Raw genomic sequence first — 23,485 nt, 5'->3', positions numbered from 1 at the left:
GGAGCCGCAGGGGGGACAAACTGGAGTGCCATTCGTCAATCCGATCCGCGGATGATTTCAGCAATATTCTTTCTCGCGTGTATTGCGGCTCTGGAACCCGAACAGGTAGTCTTCGAAGAGATATAAAATCGGCGGGGCGGTGGGGCCGATGCGTTTCCGGGTGCCGGAGTTCTTCTTGGGTGTCTTATTCGCCGTGGCCATTTTTGGCATCGGCATGCTTTTTGAGCGGAGCAAACAGGCCGCCTACCCGGCACAAACTGTACCCAAGCAAGAAACTTCCGCCGAGGTTCAGAAAGCCCAGAGCCCTGATGCCGAACTCACCGGGGCAACGTGGCTAACGAAGGACGCGGCTGGCTTCTTTACGATGGGACTCGTGGTCGTTGGAGCCGCGCAGGTCTTCATGTTCTTCATTCAACTCCGCTACATGAGTCAGGGAATGAAGGATGCCACACTAGCTGCGCAGGCAGCCGATCTCAGCGCCAGAGCAGCCACAGCGATTGAGTTTCCGATAGTTCGAACCGGCTGGATGGGACCCGAATTGATGTCCGTAGACGAGCTAATAAACCCGCGACCAAGGAGGCCTTATGGAGGCGCAGTCAACGACGGTTGGCCAACTCGCTTTTCTGTAATCGATAAGATCGAATTTAGAAATTACGGGCGAACCCCAGCCTTTGCACTCAGCATTTCCTGCGGCACAGCAGTCACCAACCTACTCCCCGAAACACCGATCTATTCCACGACGGTCAGGTGCGATCCCAACACAGTCATTGGTCCGAGAGAGAATAGAGAAATTGACCTGGACTTCGGATTTGAGATCACCGACGAACAAGTCAGGGAGATTCGGTCCCTGGAAGTCGTGCTCTGGTTTTACGGTCGATTGACCTTTGAAGACGTCATGGGTCGCCCTCATGACATTGGCTTCTGTTGGCGTTGGGGACGCCAAAATGAAGAAGACAGCATATCGTATTTTTACGATGAGGGAGAGGCGCCGGCTGTTTATACAGCAAAGACCTGAAACCAAGTAGGTGACTCAAGCCGCCGCTCTCGGTGACATAGCCACTAGCCGGCAATGTGGCGCGGCCGTTAACAGCCGCACGGATCAATCCGTGACAATCGGTCCGAAGGCCTCCCATCGATCGCCCGTGAAGCGCATCATCCGGAACTCCTTGACCACACGATAGTCGGTCGGGCTGGTGTTGACGGAGAGCCCCGGGAGCAGCAGATCAAGTTTCACGTTTTTCAGGCTCGTCGCTTGCGCCATGACATTCTCGCGCGAGAGATTGTCGCCGCATTGCTTCAAGACCTGCACGAGCAGCTCGGCGGCGCTATAGCCGTAGACCGTGAAGACGCTTTTCCGGTCGCCTCCCGGATAATAGCCGTCCATGAAGGCGCTCCATCGCTTCATGCCTTCGTCATCACGCCAGGTCGGATCTGTGGCCTCCTTGAACGAGCTCGCGGAGATGATGCCCTCTGCGTTCTCGATGCCCGCGGGGCTTAGGACCGCGTCGATCGAGGACGAGCCGACGCCAAGGAGGTGAACGGGTTTCCAGCCAAGCTCTGCCATCTTTCTGATGACCTGGGCCGCGAATTTCGAGGCGGCCATGTTGATGAGGACGGCGACACCGGCCGCCTTGAGGCGCACGACCTGTGAGTCGACGGTCGGGTCCGTCACATCGTATGAAGCGCTACTGACGATGAGGTCGGCTGCCCTTGCGCCGAGCGCGTCCTTCAACCCGGTCAGATAGTCCTTGCCGCTCTCATCGTTCTGATAGAGCAGGCCGATCCTGGCATTCGGATAGTTATCGAGGATGAATCGCGCGTAGACGCGAATCTCCGTGCGCAGATTGGGAGCAAATCCCATCGTCCAGGGGAAATTGACCGGATCCTCGAAACGCGTCGACCGGCCTGCCACGAAGAGCTGAGGGATCTTGCGGTCATTGAGATATTTCTGAACCGCAATGTTCGAGGCGTTGCCGAGCGTCTCGAATGTGAACAACACCTCGTCGCTCTCTATGAGTTTCCGGACCTGCTCCACGGTCTTGGAAGGCGCCGCCGCATCGTCGTAGGAAATCAACGTGATCTTGCGTCCATTGATTCCGCCGAGATCATTGATCATGCGGAAATAGGCTGCCTGCACCTTGCCGATCACCGAGGCTGCCGAAAGTGGACCGCTATAGGGCATCGTCTGGCCGATCTTGATCTCAGCATCACTTGCGCCTTGACCATGTTGGCGGTCACCTGCGAGCAAAGGGGGCGTGACGAGAAGTCCGATAGCAAGGATTGCCGCTCTGGCAGCATTCGTGTGCAAGCCCTTACGCATCGCCGCAGCTCTCATCGCCGGAACAGCGCCCCTGGATACGGCGCCGTTCCCGAGGTGGATGCTCTTTCGCGAGCTGAGAGCGAACCCATCACGCAGCCAGGCGGAAAAGCTGTTCGGCCGGATTTGAACAGAGAGGATTAACGCAGTCCAACGAACCTCGCCCGCAATGCACCGGGAAATCTTCCTGATGTTCGGCCGGCCTAGGATCTGGACCAACCAGCCGCGTGACGTCGCGCACGGCTTCACACCATAAGAATGCGCCGACCACCTCGAAGCTACAGCTCGGTCAATCCGCTGGCGACGGCGAGCCGGACCAGTTGCGCATCCGTCTGCGCGCCGGTCTTGGCCTTGACCAGATAGTGGTAGTTCTGGACCGTCTTGACGCTGAGATGCAGGTTGGCGGCAATCTGCTCCGTGGTCAGGCCTGAGGCGAACTGGCGCAGAATCTCGATCTCGCGATCGCCGAGCCGCTCCAGCGTCGTCTGCACGCCGTCGAGATTGTCGGCCGCGAGCACATGGGCGACGTCGTCGCTCAGCGCTCGTCCGCCGCTGACGACGCTGCGGATCGCCCGGACCAGGGCCGCGGGCTCGCTGCTCTTGGTGACATAGCCGCTGGCGCCCGCGTTGAAAGCCGCTTTCACCAGCGGCGCTTCGCCATGCATGCTGAACACCAGGATGCGGGCATGGCCGTCACGCGCGCGGATGTTACGGATCGCCTCGATGCCGCTCGCGCCCTTCATCGAAATATCCATCACGACCACGTCGGGCGCGTGCGCCTTGAAGGCGGCATAGGCGCCAGCCGCGCTGTCGGCCTCGGCGGTGACCTTGAAGCCGTCCTGACTCTCGAGCACCCGCCGATAGCCCTGGCGGACCACCGGATGGTCGTCCACCAGCAGAATGGAGATGGCCGCGGGCTCCGCCATCGCGCCTGTGCTCCGCCTCAGGCTGCGAGCGGGATGGTCGCGGCCACGCTAAGCCCGCGCGCGGCCGAGACGATCGAGAGCGAGCCGCCGACTGCCGCGATCCGCTCGCGGATGCCGGTCAGGCCGAAGCCGCTGGATTGCGCGAGCGGCGTCGCATCGCCGCCGCCATCATCCTCGATGCAGATCAGCAGCGCGCCATCCGGGCCGCTGCGCCGCTCGACCTTGAGCGAGATCTCGCTGGCGGTGGCGTGGCGCAACGCATTGGTCAGGCACTCCTGGGCCACGCGATAGGCGGTGACGGCGACGGGCCCCTGGATGTCGGCGAGATCGCCTTGCAGGTCGAGCCGGATGGTCGGCCGCGCCGCGTGCTGACAATTCTCGGTCAACGCGATCAACCCGGCTTCGAGGCCGAGCTCCTCGGCGAGCGGCCGGCGCAACCGGCTCAGCGTGCCGCGCAGGCAGGCCATCAGATGGGTGACGGCCTGCGTGATCATGCGCGCATCCTGCGCGACGCGCTTGTGTTGCGGCGCGCTTTCCGCCTCGATCGTGCTGGCGAAGGCCAGGATCGCGGTGAGGTTCTGTCCGAACTCGTCGTGCAGCTCGCGCGCCAAGGCGCGCCGTTCGTCGTCCCGGATATCGAGCAACCGCTCGGTTAGGGCGGCGCGCTGCTCGGTCGCCTGTGCCAGCCGGTTGCCGAGCTCGGTGACGGCTTGGCCGATCATCGCAAGCTCCATGGAGCGGAAGCGCGGCAGGGCGGGGCGGTGCTCGCCGTCGGCCATGCGCTGCAGCGCCGCGACGATCGCCCGCGCCGGCGCCAGCGCATGCGCAATCGCCAGCGAGGCGAGCAGGCCGATCGCAAGCGCCATGGCGAGCGCGACGCCAAAACTGTCCTGGATCCGCTGCCAGGCGAGCTGGACCGCCGCATCGGGATCGGCGATGGCCGATACCGTCCCGGCCGTCGTGCTGCGCGCGCTGATCGATTGTGCGACTGCGGCATGGTCGCCAAGCAGTGTCTGCACAGTGGCGGCGAACCAGTGCGGCGGCGCCTGGCCCAATCCCTTGCTCTGGCCGCAAAGCGGCTTCTCGAAGGCGGCCTGCGGCTGGAACTGAACGCAGATGCCCGGCGCAATCAGCTTCATGGTCTCGATGGTGCGCCATTCCGGCACGGGCAGCAGATGCTCGCTCCGCCTGCTGCTGCGCAGCAACAGCTCGCGCCAATACAGCGCTTCCAACGCCTGCGACACTCGGTCAGCAGTGGCTGCGGTGGCGCGGTCGACACTGCGATAGGCATCGATCGTGACCCACACCGCCGCGGTGGCTAGGCACAGCACGACGATCAGGGCCAGGCGGGCGATGAGCTGGAGCACGAGGCGCATGCGATCCCTCCACCTTGGTTCTGCCGAGCGTAACACATCGGCGGCACCCGCCAAGCGAAAGCGCCGCAGCAAGGCGAATTTGGGAAATTTGCCCAGCCGCTTCAGGGCATATCTCTTTGGACGGCGTCCGGCCGCTCTGCTTAACTCGCGCCGACGGTTCGCGCGGAAGAATGCGAACGGGACATCGTAGCGGAGGGAGTCCGAGAGCATGAGTGCGGTCAGCAGCGCCGAGATTGCGCCCCCTGTGACCGACAGCGCGGAGCGCGGGCCGCTCCTGTTGTGGATGATCTTCACCGGGCTTTCCATCTTCGCCGCGGTGCTGCTCTGGCGCTATGGCATGATCCATCAGATGCTGTCCTCGGACCGCACCTATATTTCGAGCGTGGTCGTCGTTCTCTACGGCCTCACCTGCGTCCACTGCTTCTGGCGGACCCGCGCGATCGCGCGTGAAGCGGACGCAGCCCGGCGCTGCCGCGCGATCCTCACCACGGGCGATGCCGCCAAGGTGCTCGACGGCAATGCACGCGCGCTTCCCGCGGGCCTGGTGAGCGATCACATCAGAAGCCTCGTCACCAAGGCGGCCACGCAAGCGGGCGGGCGCATCGATCAGACGCTACTGCTCCGCACGCTGGCCGATCGGCTGCGCGGCTCCAACGGCTTCGGCGGCTTCGCTTCCGATACGCTGATGAAGCTCGGCCTGCTCGGCACCATCATCGGATTCATCATCATGCTGGCGCCGATCGCAGGTCTCGACGTCTCCGACAAGCTGGCGATGAAATCGTCGATGGGGCTGATGAGCGACGGCATGGCGATCGCGATGTACACGACGCTCGCGGGGCTGGTCGGCTCGATCCTGGTCCGCATCCAATACTACATGCTGGATGCCGCGACCCAGCGCGTGTTCTCCGACGCCGTGATGCTGACCGAGACCAGGGTCACGCCGCTGCTGGAGCGTCCGTGATGATGGACGATTTCGGACTCTATCCGCGCGACGAGCAGTTCGATCCGTTCAGCGTGATGCTGTTCAAGGCGCTGCAGATCGTCGCGTTCTTTTTCTTCATCGCGGTGCTCGCGATCTCGCCCGACGCCAAGGACGGCAAGATCGACACCAAGGCCGAATTCATCATCACCCTGGACTGGCCCGACAATCATCCCGATGATCTCGACCTGTTCGTGCAGGACCCGCTGGGCAACATCGCCTGGTATCGGCATCGCGAGGCCGGTTTCCTCACCCTCGACCGCGACGATCGCGGTGGCGCCAACGATTTCATCCTGGTCAACGGCATGAAGATCCCGTCGCCGATCCGCGAGGAGATCGTGACGGTGCGCGGCATCGTCGCCGGCGAATACACCGTCAACGTCTCGCACTTCCAGGCGGTGGCGGGAACGCCGGTGGATGCGATGGTGAAGGTGCAGAAGCTCAATCCGAAGGCGCAGGTCATCTTCGACGACAAGGTGACGCTCGACCATACCGGCGACGAGAAGACGGCGCTGCGCTTCCGGCTCGATGCGGAGGGCAAGGTGGTCGATGTGCAGCGCCGGCCGAAATCGCTGCTCGAGACCTTTCGCAATGTCCGCGCCAACGGCGCCGACATCGATCCGAAAACGGGCGTGAGGATGTTGCGGTGACGAACCTGCAGAGCGTGATCTTGATCCTGTCGGTGTGCTATGCGCTGATCGGCGCGCTGCTGCTGCTCGTCCTGGTCTATGCCCGCCTGCCGTGGCCGGCCAAGGCCATCGCCGTGGTCGTGACCAGCGCGTTCTATGTCGGCAGCTTCATCGGGGCGCGCGGCTTGCTCGGGTGGGCCAGCATCGACGCGCTGCCGGCGCGCTTCAAGCTGTTGCAGGCGCGGATCGTCGAGCCGCATAGCCTGGATGGCGATCCCGGCTCGATCTATCTCTGGGTCGAGAGGCTCGACGAGGACAACCGGCCGAGCGGGGTGCCGCGGGCCTATCGGCTGCCCTACACCGACGGGCTGGCCGGCAAGGCCCAGCATGCCTCCGACCAGATCGCGAGCGGCCATCCGCAGGGCGGCCGTGCCGCCGATTTCGGCACCGGCGAGGGCGGCATCATCGATGCCGCACGCGAATACATCCTGCCCAAGACCATCATCCAGACCGCGGGCGGCGATCCCTCGACCGGCGAGTTCAAGGCGGCGCAGCAGGCCGGCGACGGCGTCTCGTTCACGCCGCTCTTGCCACCGCGCATGCCGCCGAAGGACGAGCAGTAGGGGGCTGCATTCGTATCCCCTGCGAACCGAGGGGCGAGACGAGCAAAGCTCGCTTAGGCGGATCAGCTTCTTCGCGGTGAAACCTCAAATCCTCATGGTGAGGAGCGTCGCGCTCGCGACGCGTCTCGAACCATGAGGCCACGAAGCGCGTAGCCCGGACGAGCGGAGCGATATCCGGGTCTCGGTCCCGCATATTGCTCCGCTCATGCGGCTACGCCTGCTGCTTCAGGCGAGTTTTACACAGCATTACCGTAATTCCCGGCTATGCGGGCCGGCCGGGTAACCCAGGACTGGTCAGATTGTCGGGGCCTGCCGTCCGGCGGCGATGTTGACGACCGCCCTCGATAACCTGCCGTACATACCGATCTGCCTGCCGGCGAACTTCGTCGCGACGTCGAGGATATCGAGGGGCGAGCGCGTCGCGGCGAGGCTGGCGGCGAAGTTGAGATTGTCCCGCGTGATCTCCATGAACAGCGCTTGGCAGGCCTCGATACCCGCGATTGCTCCCAAGGGTCCATTCAAGGGGCTGTCCACCTTTGGACCGGCCGGCCTCGCTTCGCCTGTGGCGGCGTGTACCGATTCCTTGGCTTCCGCCAGAGCTTCGACAGGAAGGACGACGTCCGGTTTCGGCTCGGCGAGATGAGGGGGGAGCGCCGGCTTGGATTCGAGTTCGGCAGGTGGGACCGGCGGCAGTTTTTCAATCTCCTGGCCTGGGAGTTCCGGCAGCCTCGTTGCGATGTCGGGAGCCGCCCGGAGTTCCTCGCCGTCCGAGCCTGTGAGGTCGGGGGCCGGGACGGCGCGCTTCGGCGTCGATGCGGGCTTGGCGACGCCCTTCGTCCCAGCGTCCGGTTTGCGGGACTTAGTCGATTTGCGCTTGCTCATTCGGGGCACTCCTGTGCGGCGTTGCCGGATCGTGAGGCCAGTCCAACTCGGACCAAGCTCGTCGTCAGGCAATTGGTTCCCAAGCTGCTTTCCTTGTATGCGATAGCCCCGCCCCCAGGAGCCCGCAAGAGGCGAGGGAGCACATTGCACTCTCGATCCGGCTTCCAGCCTCATAGGCTTAAGGAAAGTTGCGGCTCACACCAGCCCGCTGGGAGAGTCGCGCCGTCGGGGCGCGACGGCTTCGTCATCATTGGCGTCGGAAATCGCATTCAGGCGGCGGAGCGCGTCAACGACTCGCCGATCGCTGTTGCTATAGACTGGGGCGATGAGATCAATGCCCAGACGCCTAAGCTCGCCGGTGATTTCGCCGCCCTCGGCGAACGCGCGCACCTCCTCATCCGGCTTGATCTCCCTACCATCGATCCAGACTTGAAACCCGATGAAGTTCGCGTCTTGCCTGAACGGAATGTTGAAGGGTCTGTAGTAGTAGGCGTCGGCCTGATTCAGATCCTGCAGCGGAAAAGCAACCTCCGTCGTGTTTGATTGCGTGTTTCGCGTGCATCAATGGCGGGGTTTGGCCCAAGCTCGGTCTCTATCAGAGCGTCGCCGACATCAAGAAGCCTCTTCGATCGATTTGACTGAACTTCCCGAGATTTGGATTACCGTGTGAGCGCAGTAAGCCGCTGGCGGTGGATTAATTTCGCAAATCCTTTCAACGCGATCGGCACCATCCAGCCCACCCGCTAAAAAGATCGCTTTCTTTTTTTCAGAAATTGTGATTGTATGCCGCCATCCCGCCTCGTTGAGAGGGGCGTTGCGCGCGATCGTCACGACACGTGAGGCGGGGATGCGATGGACGTTTTGGTGGCGCCAGACGAGCGCGATCAGGCGGACGTGAAGTCGTGTGGTCCTGGCACCCCGATGCTGGTGTCAACTTCGTGATGATGCTTTGCGTCACACGGGGGACGGTGGCCAAAAAGCCCGGTGCACCGAGGAGAGCACGATATAAGCGTTAAAACCGTCGCGCGGGGAATGCCGGATGTTCGGCTGAACCTGTGGTGACTGCCGCCTGCTTTTTTTGCTGCAGGCGGGCCATGGGTTGCGGCCAGCGCCCGGCATTCCCCGCGCCCTCTCGCTTTTCGACAGGGCACAACGATCGCAGAGCTCGGGCGTGATCCGCCGCGAGAAGGCGCGGTCATGTGGCCACCCCAACAGTCCCTCGCAAGCGCAGGGCGATCGCATATGTCCGAAGATGGTTCTCAACGGCAAAAAAAGGTGCCAATTGGGTTACTCGTCATGCGCGGGCTTGTCCCGCGCATCCACGTCTTTCTTCGGGGCTAGCGAAGTCGTGGATGGCCGGGTCAAGCCCGGCCATGACGATCAGGAGGCATTGGTGCCGATCGGCCAAATCTTCATATGCGGTCGCCCTGCCCGCAAGCGGGGGAGGGAGCGCATCGTCGGTGCGGAGGCGGCACATGCGGCCACTGTCTTGGATCGGAACAATGCCTCCGAAAACGCCTTGCTCCGGCTCAACTTATTTGATGTTGCTCAACTCCCGTGCGAAGGGCGCGGTTAGAGTGGAGGAGGAGGAAGCGGGTGCTCTTGGCGTTTTTCTCGGACATCCACGCCAACCGGCAGGCATTCGATGCGTGCCTGAAGGCGGCGCGCGCCCGCGGCGCCGAGCGCTTGATCTGTCTCGGCGACATCGTCGGCTATGGCGCCGATCCCGAATGGTCGGTCGACGCCGTGATGGAGATGGTCGAACAGGGTGGGCTCGCCGTGCGCGGCAATCATGACAATGCGGTGGCCGTCAGCAGCGAAAACATGAACGCCGAGGCGCAAGCGGCGATCGAATGGACGCGCGGCCGGCTCAGCGCCGCGCAGCGCCGCTTTCTCGCCGAACTGCCGCTGATGGCCCAGGACGACGACCGGCTCTACGTGCATTCGGAAGCCTCGAGCCCGTCGCGCTGGCGCTACGTGCAATCGACCTCCGACGCCGCGCGCTGCATGATCGCGACCGACGCCCAGGTGACCTTCTGCGGCCACATCCATCGTCCCGCGCTGTATTCGATGTCGGTGACCGCCAAGATGACGAGTTTCACTCCGACCGCGAACGTGCCGGTGCAGCTCCTGCGCGGCCGGCAGTGGCTGGCGGTGGCCGGCTCGGTCGGCCAGCCGCGCGACGGCGATCCGGCGGCCGCGTTCATGACCTTCGAGACCAGGACGCGCGAGATCACCTATTGCCGCGTGCCTTATGATGTCGAAACAGCGGCGCAGCGCATCCGCGCCAACGGGCTGCCGCCCTGGCTCGCCGAGCGGCTTGCGATCGGACGGTAAGCGCGATGCCGAAATCCGCAGTCCAACCCGGCGCAGTCATCGATGGCTTCACCATCGGCGAATGCGTGCATTCCGGTGGCATGGCGACGCTCTGGAGCGTGAGCCATCCCGGCATCGACCGGCCGCTCCTGATGAAGGTTCCACGCGTCGCGGAGGGTGAAGACCCCGCTGCGATCGTCAGCTTCGAGATGGAGCAGATGATCCTGCCTCGGCTGTCGGGACCGCATGTGCCGGCCTGTTTCGGCACCGGCGATTTCACTGCCCAAGCCTATGTCGTGATCGAGCGCATTCCGGGCGAGACGCTCTACCAGCGGCTGCCGGAGCTGCCGTTGCCTTACGAGGAGGCGCGGGTCCTGGTCGCAAAGATCGCGACCGCGCTCGCCGACCTGCACGGCCAGCACGTGATCCATCACGACATCAAGCCGTCGAGCATCATGTTCCGGTCCTCGGGCGAAGCGGTGCTGATCGATTACGGCCTGTCGTGCCACCGGCATCTGCCCGACCTCCTGCAGGAGGAATTCCGGCTGCCTTACGGCACCGCGCCCTACATGCCGCCGGAGCGGCTGATGGGGGTGCGCTCCGATCCGCGCAGCGATCTGTTCTCGCTCGGGGTGCTGCTCTATTTCTTCACCACCGGCGTGCGGCCGTTCGGCGAGACCGAGACCCTTCGCGGCATGCGGCGCAGGCTGTGGCGCGACCCGCACCCGCCGCGGCAGCTCAGAAGTGACTATCCGCCATGGCTGCAGGAAATCGTGCTGCGCTGCCTGGAGATCGAGCCGGTGTGGCGCTATCCGACCGCCTCGCAGCTTGCCTTCGATCTCGGCCATCCCGATCAGGTGAAGCTGACGACACGCTCGGAGAAGACCAGACGCGATCCACTGACCACGGTGTGGCGGCGCAGGTTCAATCAGGGGCTGATGCAACCGGAAGCCAAATCCGACGTCCAGGTGCAACTCGCGACCAGTCCGATCGTTGCGATTGCGATTGACGTCTCCGAAGGCACGGACGAGCTCAATGGCGCGTTGCGGGTCACCACCGAACGCATCCTGGCGACACTGCCATCGGCGCGGCTCGCTTGCGTCAACGTGCTGAAGCTCGGCCGCATCAGCATCGACCGTACCCTCGATGAGCAGGGCAACAACAAACATATCGACCGCATGGTGGCGCTGAAACATTGGGCCTCACCATTCAAGCTCGATGCGAGCCGGCTCACCGTGCATGTGCTGGAGGCGATCGATCCGGCCACCGCGATCCTTGAATTCGCTGAAGTGAACCACGTCGATCATATCATTATCGGCGCGCGGCAGGATTCGGTGCTGCGCGCGCTGCTCGGCAGCGTCTCCGCCAAGGTCGCCGCGGAAGCCAGATGCACGGTCACCGTGGTGCGCCCACCGCGCCTCGCTGGGCGGGGCGAGCCGTCAACTGATCAAACGGTAACCCAGGCCGAAGCCTCCTAGCCGATCGAGGACGAATTTGCCGGTGCAGGGCCGCAAAATGAGGCGCGGCTGCGTTGATTTTCATGAGTTCCCCCGCCAAAGTGCCCGGCTCAGTCGTCGTCAATACCGGCGCGGCGGCGTAGGATAGGAGCTTCTTATGACGGCAACGGATGCGGGGGTAGTCAGGACATCGCGCGGCGGCGGCAGCCTGTTCGGGTCGCTGTTCGTCCAAGTCGTGGTGGCGCTGATCCTGGGCATCCTGATCGGCTTCGTCTCGCCGGAAACGGGCCAGGCGCTGAAATTCTTCAGCGACGCCTTCCTCAAGCTGATCTCGATGGTGGTGGCGCCGATCGTGTTCTGCGTGGTCGTGCACGGTATTGCCAGCGCCGGGGACTTGCGGAAAGTCGGCCGGGTCGGGATCAAGGCGCTGGTTTATTTCGAGGGCATGACCACCGTTGCGCTCGCCTTCGGCCTGATCCTCGCGCTGGTCTTCGGTCCCGGCCATGGCATGAACATCGATGTCGCCAAGCTCGATCCGAAGGCCCTCGCGAGCTTCGCGGACAATGCGCACAAGCTGCAGGGCGGCGGGCTCGGCGGCTTCATCCTCAACATCATCCCCTCGACTGCGTTCGACGCCTTCTCGCGCAATGACGTGCTGCAGGTGCTGTTCTTCGCGGTGATCTTCGGCGTCAGCCTGGCGCTGGTCGGCGAGCCGGCCAAGCCGGTCGTGACCTTCGTCGACGCCACCGCCAAGGTGCTGTTTCGCGCCATGGGCCTGATCGTGCGCGTGGCGCCGCTCGGCGTGCTCGGCGCGATCGGTTTCACGGTCGGCAAATACGGCATCGGCTCGCTGCAGCAGCTGTTGACGCTGGTCCTGCTGTTCTATGTCTCGGTCGCGCTGTTCGTCGTCGTCGCGCTCGGCATCGTGATGCGGCTGGCCGGCCTGAGCCTGTTCAAGCTCCTGCGCTATCTGAAGGAAGAGCTGATGATCGTGCTGGCCACGGCCTCGTCCGATGCCGTGCTGCCGCAGATCATGCGCAAGCTCGAGGCGATGGGCGTCAAGGAAGAGGTGGTCGGCCTCGTCATCCCGACCGGCTATTCCTTCAACCTCGATGCGTTCTCGATCTACCTGACGCTTGCAGTCGTGTTCATCGCGCAAGCCACCAACACGCCGCTGTCGGTCAGCGAACTCCTGCTGGTGCTCGGAGTCTCTCTGATCACCTCGAAGGGCGCGCATGGTGTGCCGGGCTCGGCGATCGTGATCCTGGCTGCGACCTTGGGGGCGGTGCCGGCGATCCCGGCGATCGGCCTTGTGCTGGTGCTCTCGGTCGACTGGTTCGTCGGCATCGCCCGCGCCGTCGGCAACCTGATCGGCAATTGCGTCGCCACGGTCGTGGTTGCGGCCTGGGAAAACGATCTCGACCACGCCAAGGCGGTCAAGGTGCTCGATCGCGGCAGCTCGGATGAGGTCGAGTATCAAGCCACGTGAGATACGTGACTTGATCGTTGCGGGACGACCTGCCGCTTACCGGAACGGCCGCAGCGGCATGTGGCGGTTGGCGTCCTTGTAGAGCAGGTAGCGGAAGCGGCCGGGGCCGCCAGCGTAGCAGGCCTGCGGGCAGAAGGCGCGCAGCCACATGAAGTCGCCGGCCTCGACCTCGACCCAGTCGCGGTTCAGCTTGTAGACCGCCTTGCCCTCGAGCACGTAGAGTCCATGCTCCATCACATGCGTCTCCAGGAACGGGATCACTGCGCCCGGCTCGAAGGTGACGATGTTGACATGCATGTCGTAACGCACGTCGAGCGGATCGACGAAGCGCGTCGTCGCCCAGCGCCCCTGTGTTTCCGGCATCGGAGCGGGTGAGATCTCGGCCTCGTTGGTGACGAAAGCGTCGGGTGCGGGAATGCCTGGCACCGCCTGATAGGCCTTGCGGATCCAGTGGAAGGTCGCAGGTCCCGTGCCGGCGTTGCGGAGTGTCCATTGGCACGCCGGGGGCAGGAAGGCGTAGCCGCCGTGGCGCAGCCGGTGCTCGGTGCCGGCCAGCGTCAGCGTGACCTCGCCGCCGACCACGAACAATACGCCTTCGGCTTCCGGGTCTGGCTCGGGCTTCTCGCTGCCGCCACCGGGCGCGACCTCCACGATGTATTGCGAGAAGGTCTCGGCGAAGCCGGAGAGGGGACGCGCGATCACCCAGACCCGGGTCTTGTCCCAGAACGGCAGCGCCGAGGTGACGATGTCGCGCATCACGCCCTTGGGGATGACCGCATAGGCCTCGGTGAAGACGGCACGCCCCGTCAGAAGGTCAGTCTGCGGCGGATGCCCGCCGCGGGGAATGAAATAGGGTTCGTCCATCGTCTTGCTCCAAGCCGGCAATAAAGGCCGGCAGTATCAGTCTGCGCGCGCCGTCATGCCGGCGTCAGCGACAGCGGCCGATCCAGCCATACTTCCTCGAGATTGTCAGCACCGAGGCGGTCGGCGACCAGGAAGCGCTCTCCTTCCCCGAGCACCAAAAGTGGATGATGCCAGATATTTCGCGCGTAGTTCACGCCTTGCCGACCGCTCGCGGTAAAGGCGCGATAGCTTGAGGGATCGCGCGGGTCGTCGCAGACCAGTACCAGCCAGGGCCTGTCCTGCAGCGGCATGAACAATTGGCTGCCCAGCGGGTGCCGCTCCATCAGCTTGATTTCGATCGGCAGCGGGCGCGGCCTTGCCTCGAACAGGCTGATATTGACCGAGGCGCCGCCGCTGGTCACGTCGATACCGGCAAGACCATTGAAGCGCCGCGCAAAACCCTGGTTGATTTCGATCGGTTCGGCGCCGTCGATCTCGACGACATCGCCGAAGCGCGCAAAGCCCGCCTTGGTCAAGGGCTGGGGCGTGATCTGCAGCATCGGCGGTCCGAGCTCAGATGGCTTCGCCACGCGCGAGCGCAGCGGCGCTGCGGATGGCGGAGATGTTGCCGCGATAGGATTCCATCGTGCCGCCCTTGAATACGGCAGAGCCCGCGACAAAGGCGTTGGCGCCGGCTGCAGCCAGTTGTCCGGCGACCTCGGGCCCGACGCCGCCATCGACCTCGATATCGATGGGCCGGCCCGCGACCATGGCGCGCAGGTCCTGGATCTTGCCGAGCGCGGAGGGGATGAAGGCCTGGCCGCCGAAGCCCGGATTGACCGACATGATCAACACGAGGTCGATCATGTCGAGCACATATTCGATCGCGTTGAGCGGCGTCGCGGGATTGAGCGAGACGCCGGCCTTCTTGCCGAGCGCGCGGATCGCCTGCAGCGAGCGATGCAAATGCGGGCCGGCCTCGGCATGGATGGTGATGTGGTCGCAGCCGGCCTTGGCGAACGCCTCGAGATAGGGATCGCAGGGCGCGATCATCAGATGGGCATCGAATACCTTCTTGGTGTGCGGGCGCAGCGCCTTGATGACGTCGGGGCCGTAGGAAATGTTCGGAACGAAATGCCCATCCATCACGTCGAGATGGATCCAGTCGGCGCCGGCACTATCGACTGCGCGAACTTCCTCGCCGAGCCTGGAAAAATCGGAAGCCAGGATCGAGGGCGCGATGACGAGTGGACGCGGCGTGAAGGCTTGAGTCATGGCGTTGTCTCCCGGCGGACTGACATTCAGAGCGCCCTAACATGCAGACGCAATTCCGGCAACGTAAGGCCGGCAAAATTGACCTGCTTGCGGCATGAAATGCCTGGGTCATCGCGGGAGCGATCGGAAAAAGCTGGACATATCAGCGCGTTGCGATTGGCACGGTGCTTGCGAGGAGGGCATCGCATAAGGTTTCGCCTCGCTTGCCGGGGCGCTCTTTCGGAGTCCTGCCATGTGGTTTGCGCTTGGGGCCGCCTCGTCGATCCTGGAAGGCCTGCAGTCGCTGGGGTCATCAAGATCCGGCGCGAGCCAATCGAACGGCTCCGGCTCGGGTCTGTTCGATTTTCTCGGCGGGTCAGGCTCGACGAACTCGTCGGCAAACTTCACGCCCTGGCAGCCGAGCACGAGCGGCGGCTCGGCGCAGATCTCCTCGGAGACCATGAGCGCCCTGATCGCGGCGCAGAGCCAGTCGGGGACGAGCGCGTCATCGGGCTCCACCTCGTTCAAGGACCCGCTGCAGGACCTGTTCTCGCAGCTCGACGGCAACGGCAACGGCCAGATCAGCAAGTCGGAATTCGAAAGCGCACTCGGCGCCGGCGGCACCAATGTCGCCAATGCCGACAGCGTGTTCGGCAAGCTCGACAGCAACGGCGACGGCAATGTCAGCTTCGATGAGCTGAAATCCGCGCTGAAGGGCGGGCATTCCGGTCGCCATAATCAGGCCGCCAGCGCCAACGACGGCAGCGGTTCGAACGGGATGAACGCGAGCAGCGATGCCCTGATGCAGGCGCTATCGGGTGCCTCGAGTAGTTCGAGCAACAATAGCGACGGCTCGACCACGACCACCATCACCTATGCGGACGGCTCCAAGGTGACCATGACCTCACCGGCGGCGTCGGCCAGCGCGAGCTCTGCGAGTTCGTCCTACAATTTGATCGAGAAGCTGATCCAGCGCGAGTCGAACGTGCTGTCAAATTCGGCTTCGTCCGCCTCCGCCGTCAGCGCCTAGCTTCCGTACCGGTCCTGCCAGGCCGGCAGCGCGCCGGCAAAGGGCAGGGCCGTCGCGTGATAGACGCCACGCGCGATCGCCCGCGCCAGCACGTTGGCGGCGACCATGCCGAGTTCGCTCAGTTCGACCAGCGGTTCGATCGGCTTCTCGCAGGTGGCGGCCGCGAACACCACATCGCCGTCGAGCGGCAGATGCACCGGATAGATCGCTCGCGCCATGCCGGTCTGCGCGATCATGGCGAGCCGTTTCGCTTGCGCCTTGGTCAGGATCGCGTCCGTTACCACCGCTGAGACCGTGGTGTTTTCTGCCGCCGTTGCCGCCGGACCTCCCTTGATGCGCATCGCGAGCATGTCCGGCGTGAACGAGGCGGGCTGGCCGCGTCCGCCGAACTCGCCGTTCACTTCAAATGGGGCTGCCCAGAACCACGGCCCGTTGCCGATCGTGACGCTGCCGACCGCATTGACCACGGCAAGCGCGGCGACCGTGATTCCGCCTGACGTCATCGCCGAGGCCGAGCCGAGCCCGCCCTGGAAATTGGCGGTGGTGGCTCCCAGGCCTGCTCCGACGCTGCCGAGCTTGAAATCGGTGCCCGCAGCTGCGGCCGCCGCGTAGCCGAGATCACGATAGGGTGCAAAGCGACCCCAGGACTTGTCGCCGCCGTTCAGCAGATCGAAGATGACCGCCCCGGGTACGATCGGGATCAGCGCGTCATGCACCGCAAAGCCGCGGCCCTGTTCCGCGAGCCAGGCTTGTACACCGCCGCCGGCATCCAGGCCGAAGCCTGAGCCGCCGGACAGTGCGATCGCGTCGATCCGGTCGACGGTATTGACGGGATCGAGCAGGGCGTCGTCGCGCAAACCCGGACCGCCGCCGCGAATGTCGATCGCCGCGACCGCCGGGGTGTCGAACAGGATCACGGTCACCCCGGAGGCGAGCTTGGGATCGTCGGCATTGCCGACATGCACACCTTTGACATCGGTGAGGAGGTTCTTCACGTGACGGTCTCTCGGCTGCATCGTGTCAGCCAGCTCGTAGCGCAACACGCGCTGCGCCTCAACGTTCGAGCGCGCCCTGGATCCCCATGCCAGCCCACGCTTGCGATCGGGATATTTTCCCTTCGCCATGTGCCTTCACCGTGAGGTTGAGGACGGCGAGGTAAGCGGGTCTGGATCGATTGAGGTCACATTTTACCGATCGATAATTTGTCATATGTAAGTGCCGATTGATGAGGTAACTGCACCTTTACCGCGGATCTCATACACATACCCATGGTTGTATCTGGGTTCCGTTCCTGGTCTTAGTCGAACCCACAAACGCTGGAGCCGTTCATGCCGCGCATTCTCGTTGTCGACGATCAGAAGGATGTTCGCGCGATGATCTGCATGGTGCTGCGCGTCAATCATTTCGATGTCGCAGAGGCCGCGAGTGCGGCCGCCGGGCTTCAAGCGCTGAAGGATACGCCGTGCGATGCTGCGATCGTCGACGTCTTTCTGGGCGACTCCAACGGCCTCGATTTGGTCGCGGCGATGCGCGAGACGATTCCGGACCTGCCCGTCGTTGCGGTCTCCGGCATGACCGCCTTCGATGGGGTTGCGCCTTCGGACGAGCTGAGACGCGTCGTCTATCTGCAAAAGCCGTTTCGACCGGCCGAGCTGATGCGCGCCGTCGCCGCCGCACGGACGGCGGTGGCCGCCTCGGCCTGACCCGCAAAAGAAAAACGCCCCGGCGAACCGGGGCGTTCGTAGTTCGCTATTCGTGTCGGACTTCGATCAGGACCCCTTCGGGTTGATCTCGGCATAGTTGCCGTTCGCATCCCACTTGTAGACGACGTAGTCGAGCTGCTTGATGTCGCCCTTGGAGTCGTATTCGAGCTTGCCGATCACGGTATCCCACGAGCCGGCCTTGATGGCGTCCATCACCTTCTTGGGGTCGGTGGTGCCGGCCTTCTTCGCCGCCTGCGACCACACCTGCATCGCCGCGTAGGTGTAGAGCGTGTAGCCTTCGGGATCGATGTTCTTGGCCTTGAACTTGTCCACGATGGCCGCCGCGGTCGGCTTCTTGCGCGGGTCCGGACCGAAGGTGAAGAGGGTGCCTTCTGCCGCGGGGCCGGTGATCGAAGCGTATTCCTTGTCGGCCATCGCATCGCCCGCCATCAGGATCGTCTTCAGGCCCTGGTCGCGCATCTGACGCAGGATCAGGCCGGCCTCCTGATGGTAGCCGCCGACATAGACGAGATCGATGTTCTCGCGCTTCAGGCGCGAGACGATCGCGTTGAAGTCCTTGTCGCCCTTGTTGTAGGACTCATACAGCTTCTCGGTCACGCCTGCCTTGTTGAGCGCCTTCTTGGTCTCGTCGGCCAGACCCTTGCCGTAGGTGGTCTTGTCGTTGAGGATCGCGATGTTTTTGCCCTTGAAGGTCTTCGCGATGTAGGCGGCGGCGACCGCACCCTGCTGGTCGTCACGGCCGCAGACGCGAGCGACGTTCCACAGCTTGCGCTCGGTGAAGGTCGGGTTGGTCGAGGCTGGCGTGATCTGCAACACATTGCCATCGGCGTAGGCCTCGGACGCCGGGATCGACGACGACGAACAGTAGTGGCCCGCGACGAACGGAATGCCGGCACCGGCAATCTTCTCGGCGACCGAGCGCGCCTGCTTAGGATCGCAAGCATCGTCCTCGACGTCGAGCGTGAGCTTCTTGCCGAGCAGGCCGCCTGCGGCGTTGAGGTCGGCCACCGCCATCTCCGCGCCGTTCTTCATCTGCCGTCCGAAGGCGGATTCGCCGCCGGTCATGGGACCGGCCACCGCAACGGTGAGGTCATCCGCTAGCGCTGCCGTCGAGAGCGCGAGCGTTGCGCCCAGAGCCAAGCCGAAGAGTTTGAGTGGTTTCATGAGAAATCCTCGAATGATCAATACGGACGTCCCGGGACGGCCGGGTGGTAAGACCGGCCGCATTGTGGCTGATTTTATCGCGAAGTCACCGGCAAAATTCGGGCAGATGGTGCTCGGAACGAATCTAAAACCGGCAGCTAGGCGTGGCGTCCGCCCTCGAGATAGGCGGCGCGGATCTCCGGCCGCTGCAGCAACTCAGCGCCCGAGCCGGCCAATGTGATCAGGCCGTTGACCAGCACATAGCCGCGATGCGCGAGTTTGAGCGCATGGTTGGCGTTCTGTTCGACGATCAGCACGGTCAGCCCGTCCTGCCGGTTGAGCGTGCGGATGGCGTCGAAAATCTGCCGCGCGATGAGGGGAGCGAGGCCAAGCGAGGGCTCATCCAAAAGTAGCAGGCGCGGGCGGCTCATCAGGGCGCGCCCGATCGCGAGCATCTGCTGCTCGCCGCCGGACAGGGTGCCGCCGCGCTGCTCCATCCGCTCCTTCAGCCGCGGGAACAGGGCGAAGACGCGATCGAGACTGTTCGCGCGCTCGGCCTCGCTGGTCTCGGTGGCGTCGGCGCCCATCTGAAGGTTTTCCGCCACGCTCATGCGCGGGAAGATGCGCCGCCCTTCCGGCGATTGTGAGATTCTGAGCCGGGCGATCTGATGGGTCGGCACCTGCGTGATGTCGGCTCCGTCAAACAGGATGTGGCCGGAACTCGCGCGGGGCCGGCCGAAGATCGTCATCATCAAGGTCGACTTGCCGGCGCCGTTGGCGCCGATCAGCGCAACGATCTCGCCCGCCTTGATGTCGAGATCGACGCCCTTGAGCGCTTCGATCTTGCCATAGGCCGCGCGGAGATTGCGGATCGCGAGGAGGGGGGCGCTCACGCTTGAGCCTCCATCACGGCAATGGCCTCTTCTTCGTCGCTGCCGAGATAGGCCGCGATCACCTTCGGATCGTTGCGAACCTCGCTTGGCGCGCCCTCCGCGATCTTGACGCCATAGTCCATCACTATGACTCGATCGGAGATTTCCATCACGACGCTCATGTCGTGCTCGATCAGCAGGATCGAGGTGCCGTAATCGGCGCGGATCGAAAGCAGCAATTCGCTCAGTGCGCCGCTCTCGCGGGCGTTCAGGCCGGCCGCCGGCTCGTCCAGGCAGAGCAACGCCGGCTGCGTGCACATGGCGCGCGCGATCTCGAGCCGGCGCTGGTCGCCATAGGCGAGATTGCCGGCGGCGTCATCGGCGCGGTCGAGCAGGTTGACGCGCTTCAGCCAGACGATCGCATTGTCGATCGCTTGCTGCTCGGCGTGGCGATAAGACGGCACGCCGAGTAGACCGAGGAGCGTGAAGCCGGAGGCGCGCATCAAGGCGTTGTGCTGCGCCACCATGAGGTTCTCCAGCAAAGTCATGCCGGGGAACAGGCGGATGTTCTGAAAGGTGCGTGCGACCTTTGCGAGCTTCGAGATCCTGAAGTCGTTCAGCTTCTGCAACTCGAACTGTGCGCCATCGGGATGGGTGAGCCGGATCGTGCCGGAGGTCGGCCTGTAGAAGCCGGTGATGCAGTTGAAGACCGTGGTCTTGCCGGCCCCGTTGGGGCCGATCAGCGCGGTGATCTGCCGCGGCCCGGCCGCGAACGACAAGTCATTGACCGCAACGATGCCGCCAAACCGCATGGCCAGGTTTTCGACGGAGAGGATCGGCGGTACGGCAGCATCGGCCCTCATCCGTGGCCCTCCTTCACGAGGTCGGACGAGATCGCCTGCGCTTTCTGCAGATAGACGGTCGGCGCGCGGTGGCCGATGATGCCGCGGGGCCGCCAGATCATCAGCAGCACCATCGCCATGCCGAACACCAGCATGCGGTAGACCTCGAGGCTGCGGAAAAGCTCGAACCCGCCGATCATCGCGAGTGCCGCGAGTGCGACGCCGAGCTGCGAGCCCATGCCGCCGAGCACTACGATGGCCAGCACCAACGCTGATTCCTGGAAGGAGAAGGATTCGGGGCTGATGAAGCCTTGGCGCGTGGCGAAGAAGGCGCCGGCGAAACCGCCGAACATCGCCCCGGTTGCGAACGCCGTGAGTTTGGTCGTCGTGATGTTGATGCCGAGCGCGCGGCAGGCGATCTCGTCCTCGCGCAACGCTTCCCAGGCCCGTCCGATCGGCAGCCGGCGCAGCCGGATCGTGGCCCAGTTGGTCAGCAGCGCCAGCGCCAGGATCAGGTAGAACAGGAAGCCAAGCCGCTGGCTCGGCGAAAACGGGATCCCGAAGGCGGAGGCGAGGCCGTTCGGACCGGGGGTCAGCGTGTAGCCGAACAGGCTGGGGCGCGGGATTCCCGAGATGCCGTTGGGGCCGCCGGTCAGGTCCTGCCAGTTGATCAGGACCAGCCTGATGATTTCGCCAAAGGCCAGCGTCACGATGGCGAGATAGTCGCCGCGCAGCCGCAGCACGGGGAAACCGAGCAGCACGCCCCAGAATGCGGCGAGGATGCCGGCCAGCGGCAGGCAGATCCAGAACGACAGCCCGAAGCTGGTCGAGAGCAGGCCGTAGGAGTAAGCGCCGACCGCGTAGAACGCGACATAGCCGAGGTCGAGCAGACCCGCCAAGCCGACCACGATGTTCAGCCCCCAGCCCAACATCACATAGGTCAGGACCAGGATCGCCTGGTCGATAATATAGGGCTGCTTGTAGAAGATGACCGGAACCAGGAACGCGATGCCGAGCAGCGCCGGCGCGACGAACCGGCCTGCCGCCGCCATGCCGCGCCCGACCACGGGCGGGATCAGTCCGGCCGCGCCGCCGCGGGGCCCCAGCCAGAGCCGGAACAGTTCGACCGCGATCGATCCGATGAAGACTGCGCCAACGAGTTCGGCGAGTTCGTCGAAACGAGTCCAATAGATGAGCTGCCCGGTCGGGCCGGCTTCGGTCCTGACTCCGATCATCAGCGAGAACAGGCCAAGCGCGACCAGCGCACTCAGGAACGCTTTCTTGAAGATGGCGGCCGCCCCCATCGGTTGGGCGGTCTTCGACGATGCGGGATGTGGTGCGCTCACGCCGGACCCGTTCAGACTTTTTCGACTTCGGGCCGGCCGAGCAGGCCGGTCGGCAGGAAGATCAGCACCACGATCAGGATCGAGAACGCCGCGACGTCCTTGTACTCGACCGAGAAATAAGCCGACCAGAAGGTCTCGATCAGGCCGATCGCAAGGCCGCCAAGCATTGCCCCGGGCAGCGAGCCGATGCCCCCGAGCACCGCGGCCGTGAACGCCTTGATGCCGGCCACGAAGCCCATGAAGAAATCGACCAGGCCGTAATAGAGCAGATACATCATGCCGGCGACCGCAGCGAGCGCCGCGCCGATCACGAAGGTCATGGAGATGGTGCGGTCGACGTCGACGCCGAGCAGCGAGGCCATGGTCTGATCCTGCTCGCAGGCGCGCATGTCACGCCCGAGCCGGGTGCGCGACACCAGCCAGGTGAACAGCGCCAGCAGCACGATTGTCGTGACGACCACGACGATCTGGATGTTGGAGAGCTGCACGACAAAGCCATCGGAACTCTCGTGCAGGGTGTAGCCCCCGGTGACGATCGGCGGCACCGGCTTGACGCGCGCGCCTTGCGCGACCTGCGAATAGTTCGTCAGCACGAACGACATGCCGATCGCCGACAGCATCGGCGCGAGCCGGAACGAGTGTCGCAGCGGCCGGTAGGCGATCCGCTCGACGGTCCAGCCGTAGAGGGCGGTGGTTGCCATCGCAACCAGGAGCACGATCAGAAGGATCACCGGAACCGCGGTCATTCCGATCGAGACCAGGACCAGGAACGAGATCAGCGCGATGAACCCGCCGATCATGAAAATGTCGCCATGGGCGAAGTTGATCATGCCGACGATGCCATAGACCATCGTGTAGCCGATGGCGATCAGGCCATAGATGGAGCCGAGAACCAGGCCGTTGATGAGCTGCTGCGCGAAGTAATCCATTGACTACCGAGAGTGGTTCGCAAACGCGGCGAGGAGCGTGCGCCTCGAAGCGACGCATCTTGAGGTTCTAACAGCAAGGAACTGCGGGCGGCAACAGAGTGCGCTGCCGCAAATGCAGGCTTATCCCGCCTTCTTTGGCGGCGCCGCTACGGTTGTAACGGCCTCGCCGCAGAATTGCCGTGAATAGTCGCGGAGGAACGGATTGTTCCATGCAACGTTAGTTGGAGTTTTGGATTAGATAGCTGCGACGTTCACAAAGGGAGATCCTGCGATGAGCAGTCAGATGAACCAGAACCCCGGTCAACAGAACCCCGGCCAACAGAGCCAGAATCCCAGCCAGAAACCCAATCAGAAGCCTGGCCAGCAGCAGCAGGGCGGCGGGCAACAGCCCGGCCAGCAACAGCAGGACCCGGGTCGGCAGCGCTAGTTCGCGTCGATGAATTCACAAGAAGGCCCCGCCCAGCGGTGGGGCCTTCTGCCTTGGCAGAGGGGCGCCTTTACCCTGGGG

The 23,485-nt window shown here is 64.0% G+C and carries 24 protein-coding genes; 10 read left to right on the top strand and 14 right to left on the bottom strand.

From position 1 onward, the window contains the following. Positions 1-148: 148 nt before the first annotated feature. The gene (locus tag QXZ85_RS32325) at positions 149-1,015 is read left to right on the top strand and encodes a hypothetical protein (protein WP_316175575.1); all 867 of its coding nucleotides are present in this window, start codon (positions 149-151) and stop codon (positions 1,013-1,015) included. Positions 1,016-1,099: 84 nt separating this feature from the next. On the opposite strand, the gene QXZ85_RS32320 is transcribed toward QXZ85_RS32325, so the two are convergent. The 3 genes from QXZ85_RS32320 to QXZ85_RS32310 form a co-directional block, all read right to left on the bottom strand. Continuing rightward, positions 1,100-2,320 carry an ABC transporter substrate-binding protein gene (locus QXZ85_RS32320; protein WP_315706025.1) on the bottom strand — a complete coding sequence of 407 codons (1,221 nt, stop codon included), beginning with the start codon at positions 2,318-2,320 and terminating at the stop codon, positions 1,100-1,102. A gap of 275 nt (positions 2,321-2,595) precedes the next feature. Then, the gene (locus tag QXZ85_RS32315; protein WP_315706024.1) at positions 2,596-3,243 is read right to left on the bottom strand and encodes a response regulator transcription factor; all 648 of its coding nucleotides are present in this window, start codon (positions 3,241-3,243) and stop codon (positions 2,596-2,598) included. 17 nt (positions 3,244-3,260) lie between these two features. Beyond that, positions 3,261-4,619: a histidine kinase gene (locus tag QXZ85_RS32310; protein ID WP_315741423.1), complete on the bottom strand. Its 1,359-nt coding sequence runs from the start codon at positions 4,617-4,619 to the stop codon at positions 3,261-3,263. Positions 4,620-4,827: 208 nt separating this feature from the next. On the opposite strand from QXZ85_RS32310, the gene QXZ85_RS32305 reads away from it, so the two are divergent. The 3 genes from QXZ85_RS32305 to QXZ85_RS32295 are packed head-to-tail and all read left to right on the top strand — an operon-like array spanning position 4,828 to position 6,850. Then, positions 4,828-5,580, top strand: a complete 753-nt coding sequence (locus QXZ85_RS32305; RefSeq protein WP_315706022.1) for a MotA/TolQ/ExbB proton channel family protein — start codon at positions 4,828-4,830, stop codon at positions 5,578-5,580. Next, entirely contained in the window at positions 5,580-6,248 is a 669-nt protein-coding gene (locus QXZ85_RS32300) for a hypothetical protein (RefSeq protein WP_315728589.1), read from the top strand. The genes QXZ85_RS32305 and QXZ85_RS32300 overlap by 1 nt, the downstream gene beginning before the upstream one ends. After that, positions 6,245-6,850, top strand: a complete 606-nt coding sequence (locus QXZ85_RS32295) for a hypothetical protein (protein WP_315706020.1) — start codon at positions 6,245-6,247, stop codon at positions 6,848-6,850. Before QXZ85_RS32300 ends, QXZ85_RS32295 begins: the two co-directional genes overlap by 4 nt. Positions 6,851-7,144: 294 nt before the next feature. On the opposite strand, the gene QXZ85_RS32290 is transcribed toward QXZ85_RS32295, so the two are convergent. Both QXZ85_RS32290 and QXZ85_RS33890 read right to left on the bottom strand, forming a co-directional pair. Further along, a complete protein-coding gene (locus QXZ85_RS32290) occupies positions 7,145-7,732 on the bottom strand; it encodes a hypothetical protein (protein ID WP_315706019.1) in 588 nt (195 codons plus the stop codon). A gap of 195 nt (positions 7,733-7,927) precedes the next feature. Then, entirely contained in the window at positions 7,928-8,239 is a 312-nt protein-coding gene (locus tag QXZ85_RS33890) for a DUF4424 family protein (protein ID WP_409977697.1), read from the bottom strand. 1,089 nt (positions 8,240-9,328) lie between these two features. Between QXZ85_RS33890 and QXZ85_RS32280 the strand changes: the two genes are divergently transcribed. The 3 genes from QXZ85_RS32280 to dctA all read left to right on the top strand — a co-directional run bounded on the left by QXZ85_RS32280 (position 9,329) and on the right by dctA (position 12,994). After that, positions 9,329-10,069, top strand: a complete 741-nt coding sequence (locus tag QXZ85_RS32280; protein ID WP_315706018.1) for a metallophosphoesterase family protein — start codon at positions 9,329-9,331, stop codon at positions 10,067-10,069. 5 nt (positions 10,070-10,074) lie between these two features. After that, positions 10,075-11,526 (top strand): bifunctional serine/threonine-protein kinase/universal stress protein, encoded by a 1,452-nt coding sequence (locus QXZ85_RS32275; RefSeq protein WP_315706017.1) that lies wholly within the window; start codon positions 10,075-10,077, stop codon positions 11,524-11,526. Positions 11,527-11,662: 136 nt separating this feature from the next. Next, complete coding sequence (gene dctA / locus QXZ85_RS32270; RefSeq protein WP_315706016.1) at positions 11,663-12,994, top strand: C4-dicarboxylate transporter DctA; 1,332 nt, start codon at positions 11,663-11,665, stop codon at positions 12,992-12,994. Positions 12,995-13,030: 36 nt separating this feature from the next. Here the strand turns inward: dctA and QXZ85_RS32265 are convergent, their stop codons facing one another. From QXZ85_RS32265 to rpe, 3 genes are read right to left on the bottom strand one after another with little or no spacing between them, the layout of a single operon-like run. Then, complete coding sequence (locus QXZ85_RS32265) at positions 13,031-13,858, bottom strand: bifunctional allantoicase/(S)-ureidoglycine aminohydrolase (protein ID WP_315764615.1); 828 nt, start codon at positions 13,856-13,858, stop codon at positions 13,031-13,033. A 53-nt stretch (positions 13,859-13,911) separates the two neighbouring features. After that, positions 13,912-14,397, bottom strand: a complete 486-nt coding sequence (locus tag QXZ85_RS32260) for an ureidoglycolate lyase (protein WP_315706339.1) — start codon at positions 14,395-14,397, stop codon at positions 13,912-13,914. Between the two features lie 13 nt (positions 14,398-14,410). Next, positions 14,411-15,112 carry a ribulose-phosphate 3-epimerase gene (gene rpe / locus QXZ85_RS32255; protein WP_315706014.1) on the bottom strand — a complete coding sequence of 234 codons (702 nt, stop codon included), beginning with the start codon at positions 15,110-15,112 and terminating at the stop codon, positions 14,411-14,413. Between the two features lie 232 nt (positions 15,113-15,344). Between rpe and QXZ85_RS32250 the strand changes: the two genes are divergently transcribed. After that, positions 15,345-16,121 (top strand): EF-hand domain-containing protein, encoded by a 777-nt coding sequence (locus QXZ85_RS32250; RefSeq protein WP_315768670.1) that lies wholly within the window; start codon positions 15,345-15,347, stop codon positions 16,119-16,121. Here the strand turns inward: QXZ85_RS32250 and QXZ85_RS32245 are convergent. Then, positions 16,118-17,116: a P1 family peptidase gene (locus QXZ85_RS32245; RefSeq protein ID WP_315706338.1), complete on the bottom strand. Its 999-nt coding sequence runs from the start codon at positions 17,114-17,116 to the stop codon at positions 16,118-16,120. The genes QXZ85_RS32250 and QXZ85_RS32245 overlap by 4 nt on opposite strands. A 333-nt stretch (positions 17,117-17,449) precedes the next feature. On the opposite strand from QXZ85_RS32245, the gene QXZ85_RS32240 reads away from it, so the two are divergent. Beyond that, a complete protein-coding gene (locus QXZ85_RS32240) occupies positions 17,450-17,824 on the top strand; it encodes a response regulator (RefSeq protein WP_315706012.1) in 375 nt (124 codons plus the stop codon). Positions 17,825-17,890: 66 nt separating this feature from the next. Here QXZ85_RS32240 and QXZ85_RS32235 read toward each other — a convergent pair whose 3' ends face one another. The 5 genes from QXZ85_RS32235 to QXZ85_RS32215 all read right to left on the bottom strand — a co-directional run bounded on the left by QXZ85_RS32235 (position 17,891) and on the right by QXZ85_RS32215 (position 22,977). Then, positions 17,891-19,009 carry a branched-chain amino acid ABC transporter substrate-binding protein gene (locus QXZ85_RS32235; protein WP_315706011.1) on the bottom strand — a complete coding sequence of 373 codons (1,119 nt, stop codon included), beginning with the start codon at positions 19,007-19,009 and terminating at the stop codon, positions 17,891-17,893. A gap of 137 nt (positions 19,010-19,146) precedes the next feature. Beyond that, positions 19,147-19,881, bottom strand: a complete 735-nt coding sequence (locus QXZ85_RS32230) for an ABC transporter ATP-binding protein (RefSeq protein ID WP_315762063.1) — start codon at positions 19,879-19,881, stop codon at positions 19,147-19,149. Continuing rightward, entirely contained in the window at positions 19,878-20,723 is an 846-nt protein-coding gene (locus QXZ85_RS32225; RefSeq protein WP_315768669.1) for an ABC transporter ATP-binding protein, read from the bottom strand. The genes QXZ85_RS32230 and QXZ85_RS32225 overlap by 4 nt, the downstream gene beginning before the upstream one ends. Further along, positions 20,720-22,006, bottom strand: a complete 1,287-nt coding sequence (livM, locus tag QXZ85_RS32220; protein WP_315706337.1) for a high-affinity branched-chain amino acid ABC transporter permease LivM — start codon at positions 22,004-22,006, stop codon at positions 20,720-20,722. Before livM ends, QXZ85_RS32225 begins: the two co-directional genes overlap by 4 nt. 53 nt (positions 22,007-22,059) lie before the next feature. Continuing rightward, positions 22,060-22,977 (bottom strand): ABC transporter permease subunit, encoded by a 918-nt coding sequence (locus QXZ85_RS32215; RefSeq protein ID WP_315706008.1) that lies wholly within the window; start codon positions 22,975-22,977, stop codon positions 22,060-22,062. Between the two features lie 271 nt (positions 22,978-23,248). Here QXZ85_RS32215 and QXZ85_RS32210 point away from each other — a divergent pair, with 271 nt between their 5' ends. Beyond that, positions 23,249-23,404: a hypothetical protein gene (locus QXZ85_RS32210; RefSeq protein WP_315768667.1), complete on the top strand. Its 156-nt coding sequence runs from the start codon at positions 23,249-23,251 to the stop codon at positions 23,402-23,404. Positions 23,405-23,485 lie beyond the last annotated feature (81 nt).

The organism is Bradyrhizobium sp. SZCCHNGR1005, from assembly GCF_032489995.1.
GTDB lineage: Bacteria > Pseudomonadota > Alphaproteobacteria > Rhizobiales > Xanthobacteraceae > Bradyrhizobium.
This window is presented reverse-complemented; position numbering and strand designations above follow the sequence as displayed.

What these genes read in the sequence shown, in the direction of transcription:
- QXZ85_RS32215 (WP_315706008.1), bottom strand. Translation starts at nt 22,977, where the DNA reads ATGGATTACTTCGCGCAGCAGCTCATCAACGGCCTGGTTCTCGGCTCC.
- QXZ85_RS32235 (WP_315706011.1), bottom strand. Translation starts at nt 19,009, where the DNA reads ATGAAACCACTCAAACTCTTCGGCTTGGCTCTGGGCGCAACGCTCGCG.
- dctA (WP_315706016.1), top strand. Translation starts at nt 11,663, where the DNA reads ATGACGGCAACGGATGCGGGGGTAGTCAGGACATCGCGCGGCGGCGGC.
- QXZ85_RS32265 (WP_315764615.1), bottom strand. Translation starts at nt 13,858, where the DNA reads ATGGACGAACCCTATTTCATTCCCCGCGGCGGGCATCCGCCGCAGACT.
- QXZ85_RS32305 (WP_315706022.1), top strand. Translation starts at nt 4,828, where the DNA reads ATGAGTGCGGTCAGCAGCGCCGAGATTGCGCCCCCTGTGACCGACAGC.
- QXZ85_RS32225 (WP_315768669.1), bottom strand. Translation starts at nt 20,723, where the DNA reads ATGAGGGCCGATGCTGCCGTACCGCCGATCCTCTCCGTCGAAAACCTG.
- QXZ85_RS32300 (WP_315728589.1), top strand. Translation starts at nt 5,580, where the DNA reads ATGATGGACGATTTCGGACTCTATCCGCGCGACGAGCAGTTCGATCCG.
- QXZ85_RS32210 (WP_315768667.1), top strand. Translation starts at nt 23,249, where the DNA reads ATGAGCAGTCAGATGAACCAGAACCCCGGTCAACAGAACCCCGGCCAA.
- QXZ85_RS32275 (WP_315706017.1), top strand. Translation starts at nt 10,075, where the DNA reads ATGCCGAAATCCGCAGTCCAACCCGGCGCAGTCATCGATGGCTTCACC.
- QXZ85_RS32290 (WP_315706019.1), bottom strand. Translation starts at nt 7,732, where the DNA reads ATGAGCAAGCGCAAATCGACTAAGTCCCGCAAACCGGACGCTGGGACG.
- QXZ85_RS32250 (WP_315768670.1), top strand. Translation starts at nt 15,345, where the DNA reads ATGTGGTTTGCGCTTGGGGCCGCCTCGTCGATCCTGGAAGGCCTGCAG.
- QXZ85_RS32240 (WP_315706012.1), top strand. Translation starts at nt 17,450, where the DNA reads ATGCCGCGCATTCTCGTTGTCGACGATCAGAAGGATGTTCGCGCGATG.
- QXZ85_RS32315 (WP_315706024.1), bottom strand. Translation starts at nt 3,243, where the DNA reads ATGGCGGAGCCCGCGGCCATCTCCATTCTGCTGGTGGACGACCATCCG.
- rpe (WP_315706014.1), bottom strand. Translation starts at nt 15,112, where the DNA reads ATGACTCAAGCCTTCACGCCGCGTCCACTCGTCATCGCGCCCTCGATC.
- QXZ85_RS32260 (WP_315706339.1), bottom strand. Translation starts at nt 14,397, where the DNA reads ATGCTGCAGATCACGCCCCAGCCCTTGACCAAGGCGGGCTTTGCGCGC.
- QXZ85_RS32325 (WP_316175575.1), top strand. Translation starts at nt 149, where the DNA reads ATGCGTTTCCGGGTGCCGGAGTTCTTCTTGGGTGTCTTATTCGCCGTG.
- livM (WP_315706337.1), bottom strand. Translation starts at nt 22,006, where the DNA reads ATGGGGGCGGCCGCCATCTTCAAGAAAGCGTTCCTGAGTGCGCTGGTC.
- QXZ85_RS32320 (WP_315706025.1), bottom strand. Translation starts at nt 2,320, where the DNA reads ATGCGTAAGGGCTTGCACACGAATGCTGCCAGAGCGGCAATCCTTGCT.
- QXZ85_RS32310 (WP_315741423.1), bottom strand. Translation starts at nt 4,619, where the DNA reads ATGCGCCTCGTGCTCCAGCTCATCGCCCGCCTGGCCCTGATCGTCGTG.